This is a genomic window from Bradyrhizobium sp. USDA 4502, assembly GCF_054063355.1.
Genome location: NZ_JBSSGF010000001.1, coordinates 6,456,407 through 6,469,906, shown reverse-complemented (window position 1 = coordinate 6,469,906; position 13,500 = coordinate 6,456,407). Strand labels below are relative to the sequence as shown.

The window sequence follows — 13,500 nt, the reverse complement described above, 5'->3', positions numbered from 1 at the left end:
ATAATAGAAGAATGCCGCTGTTTGCCCGACGAGTCAAGTCGCCGTGTCGAAGTGTGTCAGTAGCTCGTGATCTGTCGCCTGTTTGTAGCTCGTGAAGTGTCGTGTTTTCGGTGCTCCGGAACAAGGGGGGCACGATGGGCACGGCATCCATTCACGAGGGTGTACGAAGGATGCGGTTTTCAGATTTGCTGGATCGGACGGAGGCGAAGGAACTGACGCAGGAGGCAGCTTCGGAGGTTCTTGGGATCAGTGTTCGGACGTTTCAACGCTGGGCGGAGCGCTATGAGGCGGAGGGCGACGACGGGCTTGTCGACCGCCGGCTGGGGCGTCGTTCGCCACGGCGGGCGCCGGAGGAGGAGCTGGAACGGATGCTTGCGCTGTACCGGGACAAGTACGCGGACTTCACGGTGAAGCACTTCCACGAGCAGATGCAAAAGCGGCACGACTATGTGCTGGGCTATACGGTGACGAAGCTGGCGCTGCACGCGGCAGGGCTGGTGCGGAAGGCTCCGAAGCGTTCGGCGCACCGCAAGAAGCGGCCGCGGCGGCCGCTTCGGGGCATGCTGCTGCACCAGGACGGATCGCGCCACGTTTGGATCGAAGGCCTGCCCGCGAGGGACCTGATCGTCACGATGGACGATGCGACGAGCGAGATCTACTCGATGGTGCTGGTCGAGGAAGAAGGAACGGCCTCGACCTTCCAGGCCTTGCGCGAAGTGATTGGCGAGCATGGCCTGTTCTGCGCGCTCTACACCGACCGCGGCAGCCATTATTTCCTGACCCCAAAAGCTGGCGAGAAGATCTCGAAGACGCAACAAACCCAGGTGGGACGGGCTTTGTCGCATCTTGGGATCGAGCATATCGCAGCCTATTCGCCGCAGGCGCGCGGGCGCTCCGAGCGGGTATTCGGCACCTTGCAGGATCGGCTGCCGAAGGAGCTGCGGCTTGCCGGGATCACGACGCTCGAAGCTGCCAACGCGTGGCTGAAGGCGCATTACATCCCCGGGCACAACGCCGCGTTTGCGATCAAGCCCGAACAGGAAGGCTCGGCATTCGTAGCCGACCGGCATGAGGCCTGGCGCGAGGCGCTGTGCGTGATCGAGGAGCGAACCGTCGCCAACGACAATACCGTTGCATGGAACGGTCGGCGGCTGCAGTTGCCGGAGAGCCGGCTAAGACCTCACTTCGTCAAGGCCTTGGTGCGGCTACATGAGTATCCCGATGGCACCGTCAGCGTGTTCCTTGGACCGCATCGATTGGCGAGGTTTGCGCCTGACGGACAGCAGATCAGCCCCGACGCGCTTCAGCCTGGCGGCGTGCTCGGAGCCGTCAACGACAAGCCCTGGCGGGCGCGCAAGCGCGCGTCCTTGACCGCTCCTGCGCGCGCCGCCGTCGAGAAAGCGCGGGTCGGGACGGAGAAACAGGCTTCAAGTCGAACAAAGAAACTCACCCACAGGGCTAAAACCGCCACAACAGCCGTGGCATGATCAATCAGGGAAAGCCGTCCCCGCCTTCCGGCTCCCCTGCAAATCAGAAACGAAGGCGACAGATCACGAGCTACAAAAACACGACATCTTCACCCGCTACGGACAGTTGCCGTGTCGAAGCCGGCAGCCCCCCGGCTCCTTTGCATGGGGTTGTTTTCGATATTTTGGCAGTGCGGCCCTGCGACGGTAGCCTCATAGGGTGGGCAAAGGCGCTCTTGCGCCGTGGCCACCCTACGCATTTGGTTACCCCGCCCGCATCTCCGCCCTGATCATGTCGGCGGCCTTCTCGCCGATCATGATGGTCGGTGCATTGGTGTTGCCGCCGATCAGGGTCGGCATGATCGAGGCGTCGACTACGCGCAGGCCTTCGAGCCCGTGCACGCGCAGCTTCGGATCGACCACCACGAGCGGATCGGCGGTACCCATCTTGCAGGTGCCGACCGGGTGATAGACGGTGTCGACGCGCTCGCGTAGGATGCTGCGGATGTCGTCGTCGCTGCGGACGTCGGATGTGAATACATCCTTCTGCTGCAGGGCGCGCAGCGCCGGCGCCTCCATCAGCCGTCGTGTGGTCTTGTAGCCCGCGACCATCGATTCCAGATCGGCCTCCTCGCCGAGGAAGTTCGGGTCGATCAGCGGCGCCTGCATCGGGTCGCTGCCGGCCAGCGCGACGCTGCCACGGCTCTTCGGCCGGAGCAGGCAGACATGGCAGGAGAAGCCGGTGCCGCCGTGGCGCTTGCGGCCGTGGTCGTCGACCATCGCCATGCCGAAATGCAGCTGGATGTCGGGGATGTCGAGATCGGGCCGCGTCTTCAGGAAGCCGCCGCATTCGGCGAAGTTCGAGGTGAGGGGGCCGCGGCGCTCGCGCCGATATTGCATGATGGCGCGGACGAGCCGCGGCATGCCCTTCAGCGAGATGCCGGCGAAGTTCGGATTGTCGGACATGTAGCCGAAGATGAAATCGGGATGGTCCTGCAGGTTTTGGCCGACGCCGGGCAGATGATGCACGCTGGCGAGGCCGTGCTTGCCGAGCGCTGCGGCATCGCCGACGCCCGACAGCATCAACAGCTGCGGCGACTGGAACGCGCCGGCGGCAAGCAGGACTTCGCGCCGCGCGCGGATTTGCTTCAGCTCCTTGCCCTGCCGGTATTCGACGCCGACCGCGCGCTTGCCCTCGAACAGGATGCGCGTCGCGTGCGCATTGGTCTCGACGCGAAGGTTGGGACGCCTGCCGATATGCGGATGTACATAGGCGCGTGCCGCGCTCCAGCGCTCGCCGTTGCGTTGCGTCACCTGGTAGATGCCGAGGCCCTCATGGTCCTCGGCATTGAAATCCTCGCGGATGCGGAATTGCGCCTCCTGCGCCGCCTGCAGGAAGGTCTGCTGGATCGGATTGCCGGAGCGCAGCTTGTTGACGGCGAGCGGGCCACCCTTGCCGTGAAACTCACCGTCGAAATCGGAATTGTCTTCCGAGCGCTTGAAATAGGGTAGCACGTCGGCGAACGCCCAGCCGGCATTGCCGAGCGCGGCCCAGTGGTCGTAATCGGCGCGATGGCCGCGAATGTAGACCATGGCGTTGATCGCCGAGGAGCCGCCGAGCCCCTTGCCGCGCGGCTGATAGCCGATGCGGCCGTTGAGGCCTTTCTGCGGCACGGTGTTGAAGGCCCAGTTGTTGACGGTGCCCGCGACCATCAGCACCAGCGCGCCGGGCGTGGTGACGACCCAATTGTCGTTGGTGCCGCCGGCATCGAGCAGCGCCACCGACGTCGCCGGATCCTCCGACAGCCGCCCCGCCACCGCGCAGCCGCCGGAGCCTGCGCCTATCACGACGAAATCGAATGTGTCAGTCACGTTTCCCCCATTTCCTATTTGTCATTCCGGGGCGATGCGTCAGCATCGAACCCGGAATCTCGAGGTTCCCCGATGCGCAATTGCGCATCTGTGGTTCGCTTCGCGCCCCGGAACGACAGCACTTTCTACGACAACATCCGCATCAGCTTCTCCAGCCGCGCGACCTTCGCGCCATAAGGCGGATAGAGATCGGCAAGCCGGTTGAAGCGCGAGCGGTAGAGCACCGGCTTGAACTTGGTCAGCGTCTTGAATCCCCACTCGCCGTGATAGGCGCCCGTGCCGGAGGCGCCGACGCCGCCCATCGGTTGATAGGCCTGCGCGAAGTGGAACAGGCAGTCATTGACGGTGACGCCGCCGGACACCGTGCGCGCCAGCACCGCATCGCGGGCGGCGCTGTCGGTGCCGAACCAGTATAGCGCCAGCGGGCGTTCGCGGCTGTTGACGAAGGCGATCGCCTCCGCCGCATCGCGCACGCCGATGACCGGCAACAGCGGCCCGAAGATCTCCTCCTGCATCACCGTCATGTCCGGCGTCGCGTCAACGATCACGGTCGGCGGAAATTTGCGCCTCGCCTTCCGCTCGCGGTCGTTCGGCGCTGCCGGCTGCATGATGGTCGCGCCTTTCGCGGCGGCGTCGGCGACCAGCCCCTCGAGCCGTGCATAGTGCCGATCCGAGACGATCGACGTGTAATCGGCGTTATCGGGATCGGTACCGAACATGTGCTGCATGTGACCCTGTAGCCGCATCGCGAAGGGTTGCACCGAGGCCTGCGGCACCAGCGCGTAATCGGGCGCGATGCAGGTCTGGCCGGCATTGAGCAGCTTGCCATAGGCGATGCGCTGCGCGGCTTCGTCGATGTCGGCGGAGCCGTCGACGATCGCGGGCGACTTGCCGCCGAGCTCGAGCGTCACCGGCGTCAAATTGCGGCCACAGGCTTCGGCCACCAGCTGGCCGACGCGGGTCGAGCCGGTGAAAATCAGATGATCGAACGGCAGCGCGGCAAACGCCCTTGCGATTTCGTCGTCGATATCGGTGACCGCGAGCTCGGTGACATCGAATTTTTTTGCGATCGTCTCCATCAGCAACCCGGCAAAGCGCGGCACCAGCTCGCTCGGCTTGATGATGGCACGGTTGCCGGCCGCGATCGCGGCGACCGCGGGCGCCAGGGTCAGCTGCAGCGGATAATTCCACGGCGCGATGATGCCGACCACGCCGAGCGGCTGCGGCATCAGCCGGTTTCTGGCGGGCGCGAACTGGACCGTGGTCGGGACCTTCCGCGGCGCCATCCAGCCCTTGAGGTGCTTGGCCGCGTGCTTGATCTCGCCGAGCACCAGCATGGTCTCGGCGATCGCGGTCTCGACGGTGGAGCGGTGGCCGAAATCGGCCGAGATCGCCGCCTCGAATCGCGCCTCATTCTCGGTCAGCGCAGCGCGCAGGCGACGCAGCCGGTCGAGCCGTGCCTGCAATGTCGGCGCCGGCTCGCTGCGCGACAGCTCGAACTGGCGATGAAAGGCCTCCTCAAGCCCATGCAGCCCCGGGCTCTTCAATGGCCGGTCCATGGCATTTCCCCCTGGGATGACGTTCTCTTGACGTATTTGTTGCGCGCCAAGCTCCGCTTTTGCGCGCGGTCTGGCAAGGCCCGGTTCCCGGCGGTAAATCCTGCCGGGACAGCCGGCGATTTCGACGTCACAAAATCCTCAAAAACCCGCATCCGGGGCTTTCCAAACCGGGCTCACGTTGATACATACGCCCCGCACCCGATGGCCTCGGCCCGGGTCGCCTTCTCAGGAAGCCCCCCGGACGGATCGATCGGCGCCGTTGAAAAGCGTTGGCCGGCCGGCTCAGGCACCCTTTCTGCAAGGCACGCAACGGTTTAACGCGGGGTGGAGCAGCCCGGTAGCTCGTCAGGCTCATAACCTGAAGGTCATAGGTTCAAATCCTATCCCCGCAACCAAAGTCCGGACCAACCGGTTCCGATAAAATGGCCCGCATTTCGCGGGCCATTTTTGCTTTGGGAGGACAATCGGGCCTCGTGTCGTCGACCGATTGGGCGCAGATCACGGCGTTTCCGCAACGCGGGCCGCTCCCTAGACGATGAAATGGAATTCGTGCCACGCACTCCAGCTGATGCCATCGCTGGCGCGAACCCAGAGGTCGTCAGGCACGGTACCGCCCTGGAATGTCGTGCTCGCAATTTGGGCCGCGCTGACGTTGATGGCGGTGCCGGTGGGCTGCGTATTCCCGCTAATGCTCCAGTGGCCGCTGCTTGCCGACGGCGTCGAATCCCAGAGTTGATATTGTGCGATACTGTCGCCGTCGGCATCCGAGACTGAAAACAGGGTTAAGGCGGCCACGCTCTGGTTGGCCGTCGCGTGGAAGTCGGACGCGGTCACTAACGGAGCGCTGTCAACCGGCGCGGTGACGTGAAATTCCTTCCACGCCCCCCAGGCAAAGCCGTCGTAAGCCCTCACCCAGAGATCGTCCGAACCCGAGCCGCTTTGAAAGCTTGTGCTCGAAAGTTGAGCTGCCGTGACATTGATGGCGGCATTGGTGCCTTGGGCGACTCCTCCGACCACCCAGTGCCCACTGCTCGCATCCGCCGTCGAATCCCACACCTGATAGTTTGTGATGGTGTCGGGAGTGATACCATCACCCAGTACGCCTTCTGGGACACCGGTGGGAACGGCCACTGGGTGGTGAATGGTGTCGCCCAATCCGCCGGCGTCGAGATCGACGTTGCGGCGGCGAACCTGTCGCAGGTGAGCTACGTGTTCGGACCGGGCGGTTCGACGCCCGATACGCTCTATGTGCGCGCCAATGACGGCTCGAAGTGGAGCACCTGGACAGCGTTCACGGCGACGCCGGGACCCGACGTTGCTCCGGTCGTCACGGCATCGAACGTGACCGCGCTTCATGGGCAGACGTCGGCTCTCGCCTCGAGCCTGTTCTCGGTCTCGGACAACGAGAGTGATACCATCACCCAATACGCCTTCTGGGATACCGGTGGAAACGGCCACTGGGTGGTGAATGGCGTGGCCCAAGCCGCCAACACCGAGATCGATGTAAACGCGGCGAACCTGTCGCAGGTGAGCTACGTGTTCGGCCCCGGCGGTTCGACGCCCGATACGCTCTGGGTCAAGGCCAATGACGGCAGCATGTGGAGTGCGTGGAAGAGCTTCACGGCAACGCCGGGACCCGACATTGCTCCGGTCGTTACCGCATCGAACGTGACCGGAATTCACGGCCATTCGATCGCGGCCACGAGCCTGTTCGGGGTCTCGGACAGCGAAAGCGACACGATCACCCAGTACGCCTTCTGGGACACCGGAGGAAACGGCCATTGGGTTGTGAACGGTGTCGCCCAGGCCGCCAACTCCGAGATCGATGTGAGCGCGGCGAACCTGTCACAGGTGAGCTACGTCTTCGGCCCCGGTGGCTCGCCATCGGATACGCTCTGGGTTAAGGCCAATGACGGCAGCATGTGGAGCGCGTGGAAGAGCTTCACGGCCACCGCAACGAACCAGGCGCCAACAGTCGCGGTCTCGAACGTAACGACGGTCTCGGGGCAGGTCTTCGCGGCTTCGAGCCTGGTCAGCGCGACGGACGCGGATGGCGATACCATAACGAAATATGCGTTGTGGGATTCCAACACGAACGGGCGTTGGAACGTCAACGGAGTGAACCAGTCTGCGAATACGGAGATCGACGTCACTCCGGCACAACTTGCCCTGACGACCTATCAGGCCGGCTCTGGCACCGACCAGCTCTCGATCCGGGCCTATGATGGCAGTGCGTGGGGTGCCTGGCAGCCTTTCAACGTAACGGGAGAGAGCCCCAGCAGCGCCACCATCGCAGCAGGCGCGACGCTGGAATTGACGGGTGCTTCGAACGCGGCCGTAACGTTCCTCGGCAGCACGGGGACGCTGAAGCTCGACAATTCCGCGAGCTTCACCGGAACTGTCGCCGGGATGTCCGGTTCGGACACGATCGATTTCGCGAATATCAATTTCGCGACCGTTCAGACGCCGACCTTCAGCGGTGACAGTACGCACGGAACGCTCACGGTGACGGACGGCACTGTCACCGCCAGCATTGCGCTGCTGGGCAACTACATGGCTTCCACGTTCACGGCCTCGAGCGACGGCCATGGTGGTACCTCGGTCGTCGATCCGCCGGCGATGCAGGTCAGTCAGCTTGCGCAGCCGCAGCATGCGTAAGGGCTTGAGATAGGGCGGCTGTGGAGGGCCTGTTGCGGGGCCCTCGGCAACCAAGATCGCTCAACCGGCAAAGATGAAAGGGCCCGCCTCCTGGCGGGCCTTTTTCTTGTCTTGCAGCGCTTTCGCGATGCCGCTCAACACCTAACGCCTGCTCAGTACCTGATCACAGCGACGAGCCGTTACAGGCTGCTTCCGCCGCCTGGTCGTCCACATTCGGGTCGGCCGCGGCCGTGGCCCAGGCGAGCTCGACGAGGGTCACGATCCGCCGGCCGGCACCGTCGAGCTGGCAGACGATCAGGCCTTGTTCCTCGATGTAGGTCAGAAGATGCCGGGCGCGGCGCAGCGAATGCGTGCCGTAGGCGCGGGCGATCGCAGCATCGCTCGGGCACGGCCAGCCCTCTTTCGCGGCGCGGGCGATCATCATGAAGACGCCCTGCATGTCCTCGGGCAGCAACGCGGCGCGCAGCGAGACGTCCTGCCAGGCGTCGTCGTCCGCGACATCGGCGCCGAGCCCGGCGCGGGCGCGCGTCAGCATCCGGCGGAAGTCCGTCAGCTCCGGCACCACGGCACCGAGGCCCTCGATCCGGCAGCGGACCACGAACTCCTGATAGAGCACGCCGATGGCGCGGAAGCCGGCGTCGGGCTCGGCGAGGATGGCGCGCAGGATACGGTCCAGCCGTTCCCGCCGCTCGGCCATTTGCTCGGCGCTCGGCGGCGGCTCCGCAGCTTCGGGATCTGGCTCCGCTGCCGGCTGCTTGGCGGCCATCAACTGGCTGAGCAGGTCCGGCGACGGCGTCCGGCGCTGCGGCCGCACCGCTTCCGGCGGCGGAGCGGCGAGGATGATCGCGCGTGCGTCCTCCAGTGCCGCTTCAGGCAGCGGCATCAACCGCGGCGCCGCGGTGCGCGGCTGGGTGTCGGTCGGACCGATGCGCAAGCCCAGCGGACGCCGGGACAGTGCAGGTCCCAGCGCCATGAATTGTCCGCGCTCGAGGTCGCGGAAGGCTTCCGCCTGCCGCCGTTCCATGCCGAGCAGGTCGGCGGCGCGCGCCATGTCGATATCGAGGAAGGTGCGGCCCATCAGGAAGTTCGACGCCTCGGCCGCGACATTCTTGGCGAGCTTCGCCAGCCGCTGGGTTGCGATGATCCCGGCAAGCCCGCGCTTGCGGCCGCGGCACATCAAATTGGTCATCGCGCCGAGCGAAAGCTTGCGCGCCTCGTCGGACACCTCGCCCGCGACCGCCGGCGCGAACAGCTGCGCCTCGTCCACCACCACCAGCATCGGATACCAGTGGTCGCGGGCGACGTCGAACAGCCCGCCGAGGAAGGCCGCGGCGCGCCGCATCTGGTTCTCGGCGTCGAGTCCTTCGAGATTGAGCACCGTGGAGACGCGATGGATGCGCACGCGCTCGCCGGCGACCTGCAGGCTGCGCTCGGTGTGGTCCTCGGCGTCGATGACGAGGTGGCCGAATCGTTCCGCCAGGGTGACGAAATCACCTTCGGGATCGATGATGGTCTGCTGCACCCAGGGTGCGCTCTGTTCCAGCAGCCGGCGCAGCAGATGGGATTTGCCGGAACCCGAGTTGCCCTGCACCAGGAGGCGTGTCGCCAATAGCTCCTCGAGGTCGATGGCCGCCGAAGTGCCGGCCGTCGTTTGTCCCATCTCGATCGCTACGGTCATGTCCCGACTCAAATTGCCCTTGCGGAGAGGCGGCTTAACAAGCTGATCGCGCCGCGTCGAGCGAACCGCACCATCATCCCCAGGCACGGCCGGGAGGCGGACAATGCTGATGCTCGCCACGCGAGATGAAGTTTGATCAAGCCACTACAACGTGTTTAGCTCGCGTGTCTGATGTAGATTTTTTCGAACCAGTTCCTGTTCAGCTGCGCGATCCGGCCCGGTTCGGACCCGCTCTTATTCAATCAGCCCGTCGAACTCTCAGCCCGTCGAACTCAATGTCTGAGTTCAACTACGACGCATTCATTTCCTACATTCTTCCTGATCCAAACGGGATTGATCCCTGCTTGCAAGGCTCGCGTTGTCGAAGGCATCCGCCAAAAATCGAAGGTTTCACGGATCTTATCCCCGCTCACGCGTGCATGCGGCGGAGCGATCCTGATGTCGGCAGCGAGATGGTCGATCGCGCAAATCTTCCTGGTGCCGGTGCTGAACTTCGCCGTTATCGCGTTCGGGCTGGTCTCGGCGCTGCTTGGCGACGGGATCTGGGACCAGGCCCTCCTGGATCGCACTTGCCGTGCCGCTTGTCGTCATCGCTTTCTACATATTCCGGCGTTCCGCGCGTCCTTCGTAGAATGAGCGAGCGTTCGCGGTGACGCCGATGTGATCGGCGTCGCTATTCTTGTGCCGGATACCTCCGTCCCGTTTGCCGGTGGTGTCTCGGCGCGCAAACCTCGGCATAGTCCGCCGCACAAAAGAAACGTGCGAGGAAACATGACTGAGAGCATCGTTGATGCCGTAGCGCCGTCGGTCGCGGCGCCTGGCGCAGTGTCGCCGCGAAAAGTGTTTTGGGCGACCTGGTTCGGCTGGATGCTCGATGGCTTCGATTCGTCGATGTACGCCTACATCCTGGTCGGCGCGTTGAGCGAATTGCTGCCGGCCAGCGGCATCGAGCCGAGCAAGGCCAATATCGGCATCTATGGCGGGCTGTTGTTCTCGATCTTCATGCTGGGCTGGGCCTGCTCGATGGTCTGGGGCTGGGCTGCGGATCGTTACGGGCGGGTCCGGATCATGTGCTGGACAGTGCTGGTCTACTCGCTGTTCACGGCGCTATGCGGGCTTGCGACCGGTATCGTGATGTTCGCATTGTTTCGCTTTGTTGCCGGCTTCGGCATCGGCGGCGAATGGGCCGCGGGCACGCCGCTGCTGCAGGAATCCGTGCCGGAGAATACGCGGGTGCGGCTCGCCGCATGGCTGCACACGGCAACGCCGACCGGGCTGTTCCTCGCTGCCGCCGTCACGCTTGCGATCGGCAGCACGCTCGGCTGGCGCGGCATGTTCCTGCTCGGCATTCTGCCCGCGCTGCTGATCGCGTATCTGCGCAGCAACATTCCCGAACCCGAGCGCAGGGCTGCGCACGAGCAGCCGTCGGTCGCGGCCTTGTTTGCCGGCGACCAGGCGCGCACCACCTGGGCCGCGGCGCTGATGATGGCCTGCATCATCTTCGGCCTTTGGTCGTCGAACTTCTGGGCCCCGACCGTGATCTCGACCAAGCTGGTCGCCGCGGGCGCGACGCCGGCGCACGCGCAGGAGATGGGCGCGGTGGCCGGCCTGATCACCAATGTCGGCACGCTGATCGGCTGCCTCCTTGTACCGTGGCTCACCACCTGGCTCGGCAGCCGGCGCCGCACCGCGGTGCTGTTCTTCATCGGCGGGCTGATCTCCGTCGTGGTCTCCTATGAGGTCGCGATCGAATGGCTCGACAGCCTGACGCTGTTCATGGTGCTGCTGCCGGTGCTCGGCTTCTTCACCAATGGTGTGTTCGGCCTGTTCACGATCTGGCTGCCGGAGATGTTTCCTTCGGCGCTGCGCGGCTCGGGCTCCGGTTTCGCCTTCAGCATGGGCCGCGTGCTCGGCGCCGCCGGCCCGACCCTGATCGGCGCGCTCGCCGCCCGCACCGGCAGCTTCCCGCTGGCGATTTCGATGCTGTCGCTGATCTATGTAGTCGGCCTGCCGCTGATCGCCCTGGCGCCCGAGACGGCCGGCAAGCCGCTGGCGAGATAGCAGGTTACTTTGCACGTTGCGCGCGGCTTCGGCCGCGCGCCGTCACTTACTCCGCTGGCTTCGCGGTCGCTGGCGTCTGCGCGGCCACGGGCGTCTGCGCAGCTACGGGTACCTTCGCGGGCGCCTTGTCGACCTTCTTCGACCAGGAGCGGTAATAGGCGAGTGCGGTCATCAGCACGATGCCAACAATGCTGACCGCGATCTGCATCCAGATGCTGCCGGAGACCTCGACCAGCAGCACATGCGCGATGACCGCGAGGAAAACGCCGGTGCAGAACACTTCGAGCGACTGCTGGCCGCATTTGATGATCGGCTGGAAGATCGGCCATTCATATCCGGGCCATTCGCGCGGCAGGAAGCGGGTGACGAAGAAGGCGAGGACGATGAAGTGCAGCACGCGATAAGGCGCAAGGTTGGTCTTGTCGTTCGGATTGAAGGCGTCATAGAGCCAGGCCGGCATCGCCTGTCCGAGCTCCGGGAAGCGGCCCGCCAAGGTCATGACCAGCGCGAACAGCAGATAGGCGCCGCCGAGCCAAAGGAAGGCGCGCGAGCGGATGAACGTGATCGATTCGCTCGCGCCGCCGAGCGCGAACCAGCCGCCGAACACGAACAGGAACTGCCAGCAGAACGGATTGAAATACCATGAGCCGGACGGATAGGCCGGCAGGTTCCAGCCGAATTGCCGCGCCGCGAGATAGAGCAGGAACGAGGCCAGCAGCGTCAGATTGAGCTTGCGCAGCATCGCCCACAGCACCAGCGGATAGCACAGCATCAGCGCGATATAGAGCGGCAGCACATCCATGTTGACCGGCTTGAACGCCAGGATCAGGCCCTGATAGAGCGTCTCGGCCGGAGTGTGCATGAAGCCCGCGACGTTGAATTCGTCCTGCAGGTTCGGGTCGTGGTAGCGCTGGGAGAGATAGCCGATCTCGGCGATATAGATCACGAACAGCAGGACGTGGGCGACATAGATCTGCCAAGCGCGCTTGATCAGGCGGGTGGCGCCGATCACGGTGCCGCGCTCGAGCATCATGCGCGCATAGACGAAGGATGCGGTGTAGCCGGAGATGAACACGAACAGATCGGCCGCGTCGCTGAAGCCGAAATTCTTCTGCGTGATCCAGTTCACCGCGTTGTTCGGGATGTGATCGAGATAGATCGCCCAGTTGGCGAAGCCGCGCAGCAGATCGAGGCGATAGTCGCGGCCACGCGGCGGCAGAACAGCCTTGACGTCCATCGGTACGCTCCCATCCCGAGCGCCCGCGTGTCCGGTCGCGGGTCGCCCACGACGTCATACTAGAACAAGATTTCGACGGTTGTGTATTGGTTTTCCGGAAACGGATCGCCGCCACAGCCGGCCAAACAGCGATGAATTTGGATCAAATCGTTCGCGCCGCGAACCACGCGGTGCGTAGGATGGGGAGAGCGAAGCGAAACCCATCACTCCGTGTCGACCTGACGAATGATGGGTTTCGCTTCGCTCTACCCATTCTACGAGAGCCGGCCGTGCACCGGCGCGGCTAACGCTGCACAAACCCGTTATGCAGCGTGGTGAACAGCGCCTTACCCTTCTTCACCAGATCGTATTTGCGGCCGTAAAGCAGCCAGACCGCGGTGAGGTGGCACATCCCGCCCATCATCAGCGACATCGCGGTGTAGGGATCGAGATTGCGGCGATAGGTGCCGGCGCGGCTCGCCTGCTTGATCAGCTGCACATAGCGCAGCGCGTATCTGTCGACCGCCTTCTTGATCCGCGGCTCGGCGGCAAGCACGCTCGGCCAGATCTCGAGGAAGAACACCCGGCCCCAGCTCGGGTTGTCCTTGATGTACTGGAAGTTGGTGAGGAAGATGATGCGGAGCTGCTCGACGGGATCGCCACCCTTGACCAGCAGCGGCTCGGTCTTCTGATACAGCGCCTCGAAATTGCCCTCGGGCACATCGAGCACCAGCGCGCGCTTGTCCTCGAAATAATCATAGATGCTGGAGAGCGGTACTTTCGCCGCGGCGGCGACCTCGGTGAGCGAGGTTCCGTCGATGCCTTTTTGGCCGAACAGCTTGGTGGCCGCCGTGAGGATCTGCTCGCGCCGGTCGCGGCTGCGTTGCTGCTTGAGCTTGAGTGTCGTCCCCGAAGCCACGGTGGTCTCCAAGAGCGTTTTCGCGCGAAGTGGATACCGGTTCGCGCAAGGAAGACGCGTCAAAGCAAGAA

Annotated in this window: 10 protein-coding genes and 1 tRNA gene; 5 read left to right on the top strand and 6 right to left on the bottom strand. The window is 64.3% G+C overall.

The genetic code is table 11. From position 1 onward, the window contains the following. The first annotated feature begins 170 nt into the window (after positions 1 to 170). The gene (locus ACVW1B_RS30245; protein ID WP_456822684.1) at positions 171 to 1,487 is read left to right on the top strand and encodes an ISNCY family transposase; all 1,317 of its coding nucleotides are present in this window, start codon (positions 171 to 173) and stop codon (positions 1,485 to 1,487) included. Positions 1,488 to 1,730: 243 nt separating this feature from the next. Here the strand turns inward: ACVW1B_RS30245 and ACVW1B_RS30240 are convergent, their stop codons facing one another. Further along, positions 1,731 to 3,338 carry a GMC family oxidoreductase gene (locus tag ACVW1B_RS30240; protein ID WP_253606734.1) on the bottom strand — a complete coding sequence of 536 codons (1,608 nt, stop codon included), beginning with the start codon at positions 3,336 to 3,338 and terminating at the stop codon, positions 1,731 to 1,733. A 125-nt stretch (positions 3,339 to 3,463) separates the two neighbouring features. After that, on the bottom strand, positions 3,464 to 4,897 hold the full coding sequence (locus tag ACVW1B_RS30235; RefSeq protein WP_456822683.1) for a coniferyl aldehyde dehydrogenase: 1,434 nt from the start codon (positions 4,895 to 4,897) through the stop codon (positions 3,464 to 3,466). Positions 4,898 to 5,215: 318 nt separating this feature from the next. Here ACVW1B_RS30235 and ACVW1B_RS30230 point away from each other — a divergent pair. Further along, positions 5,216 to 5,292, top strand: a tRNA-Met gene (locus tag ACVW1B_RS30230). Positions 5,293 to 5,425: 133 nt separating this feature from the next. Here ACVW1B_RS30230 and ACVW1B_RS30225 read toward each other — a convergent pair. Then, positions 5,426 to 6,052 carry a hypothetical protein gene (locus ACVW1B_RS30225; protein ID WP_456822682.1) on the bottom strand — a complete coding sequence of 209 codons (627 nt, stop codon included), beginning with the start codon at positions 6,050 to 6,052 and terminating at the stop codon, positions 5,426 to 5,428. A gap of 45 nt (positions 6,053 to 6,097) precedes the next feature. Between ACVW1B_RS30225 and ACVW1B_RS30220 the strand changes: the two genes are divergently transcribed. Then, on the top strand, positions 6,098 to 7,555 hold the full coding sequence (locus ACVW1B_RS30220) for a hypothetical protein (RefSeq protein WP_456822681.1): 1,458 nt from the start codon (positions 6,098 to 6,100) through the stop codon (positions 7,553 to 7,555). Between the two features lie 163 nt (positions 7,556 to 7,718). Here ACVW1B_RS30220 and ACVW1B_RS30215 read toward each other — a convergent pair whose 3' ends face one another. Next, positions 7,719 to 9,233, bottom strand: a complete 1,515-nt coding sequence (locus tag ACVW1B_RS30215) for an ATP-binding protein (protein WP_253606742.1) — start codon at positions 9,231 to 9,233, stop codon at positions 7,719 to 7,721. 438 nt (positions 9,234 to 9,671) lie between these two features. On the opposite strand from ACVW1B_RS30215, the gene ACVW1B_RS30210 reads away from it, so the two are divergent. Both ACVW1B_RS30210 and ACVW1B_RS30205 read left to right on the top strand, forming a co-directional pair. Next, the gene (locus ACVW1B_RS30210) at positions 9,672 to 9,869 is read left to right on the top strand and encodes a hypothetical protein (protein WP_253606744.1); all 198 of its coding nucleotides are present in this window, start codon (positions 9,672 to 9,674) and stop codon (positions 9,867 to 9,869) included. Positions 9,870 to 10,004: 135 nt separating this feature from the next. Next, positions 10,005 to 11,294 carry an MFS transporter gene (locus ACVW1B_RS30205; protein ID WP_456822680.1) on the top strand — a complete coding sequence of 430 codons (1,290 nt, stop codon included), beginning with the start codon at positions 10,005 to 10,007 and terminating at the stop codon, positions 11,292 to 11,294. Positions 11,295 to 11,340: 46 nt separating this feature from the next. Here the strand turns inward: ACVW1B_RS30205 and ACVW1B_RS30200 are convergent, their stop codons facing one another. Continuing rightward, a complete protein-coding gene (locus ACVW1B_RS30200; protein WP_456822679.1) occupies positions 11,341 to 12,531 on the bottom strand; it encodes an OpgC domain-containing protein in 1,191 nt (396 codons plus the stop codon). A 283-nt stretch (positions 12,532 to 12,814) separates the two neighbouring features. After that, entirely contained in the window at positions 12,815 to 13,429 is a 615-nt protein-coding gene (locus tag ACVW1B_RS30195; protein WP_168858399.1) for a TetR/AcrR family transcriptional regulator, read from the bottom strand. Positions 13,430 to 13,500 lie beyond the last annotated feature (71 nt).

Coding starts and splice junctions, on each gene's coding strand:
- ACVW1B_RS30245 (WP_456822684.1), top strand. CDS start 171: ATGCGGTTTTCAGATTTGCTGGATCGGACGGAGGCGAAGGAACTGACG.
- ACVW1B_RS30235 (WP_456822683.1), bottom strand. CDS start 4,897: ATGGACCGGCCATTGAAGAGCCCGGGGCTGCATGGGCTTGAGGAGGCC.
- ACVW1B_RS30215 (WP_253606742.1), bottom strand. CDS start 9,233: ATGACCGTAGCGATCGAGATGGGACAAACGACGGCCGGCACTTCGGCG.
- ACVW1B_RS30210 (WP_253606744.1), top strand. CDS start 9,672: ATGTCGGCAGCGAGATGGTCGATCGCGCAAATCTTCCTGGTGCCGGTG.
- ACVW1B_RS30205 (WP_456822680.1), top strand. CDS start 10,005: ATGACTGAGAGCATCGTTGATGCCGTAGCGCCGTCGGTCGCGGCGCCT.
- ACVW1B_RS30200 (WP_456822679.1), bottom strand. CDS start 12,531: ATGGACGTCAAGGCTGTTCTGCCGCCGCGTGGCCGCGACTATCGCCTC.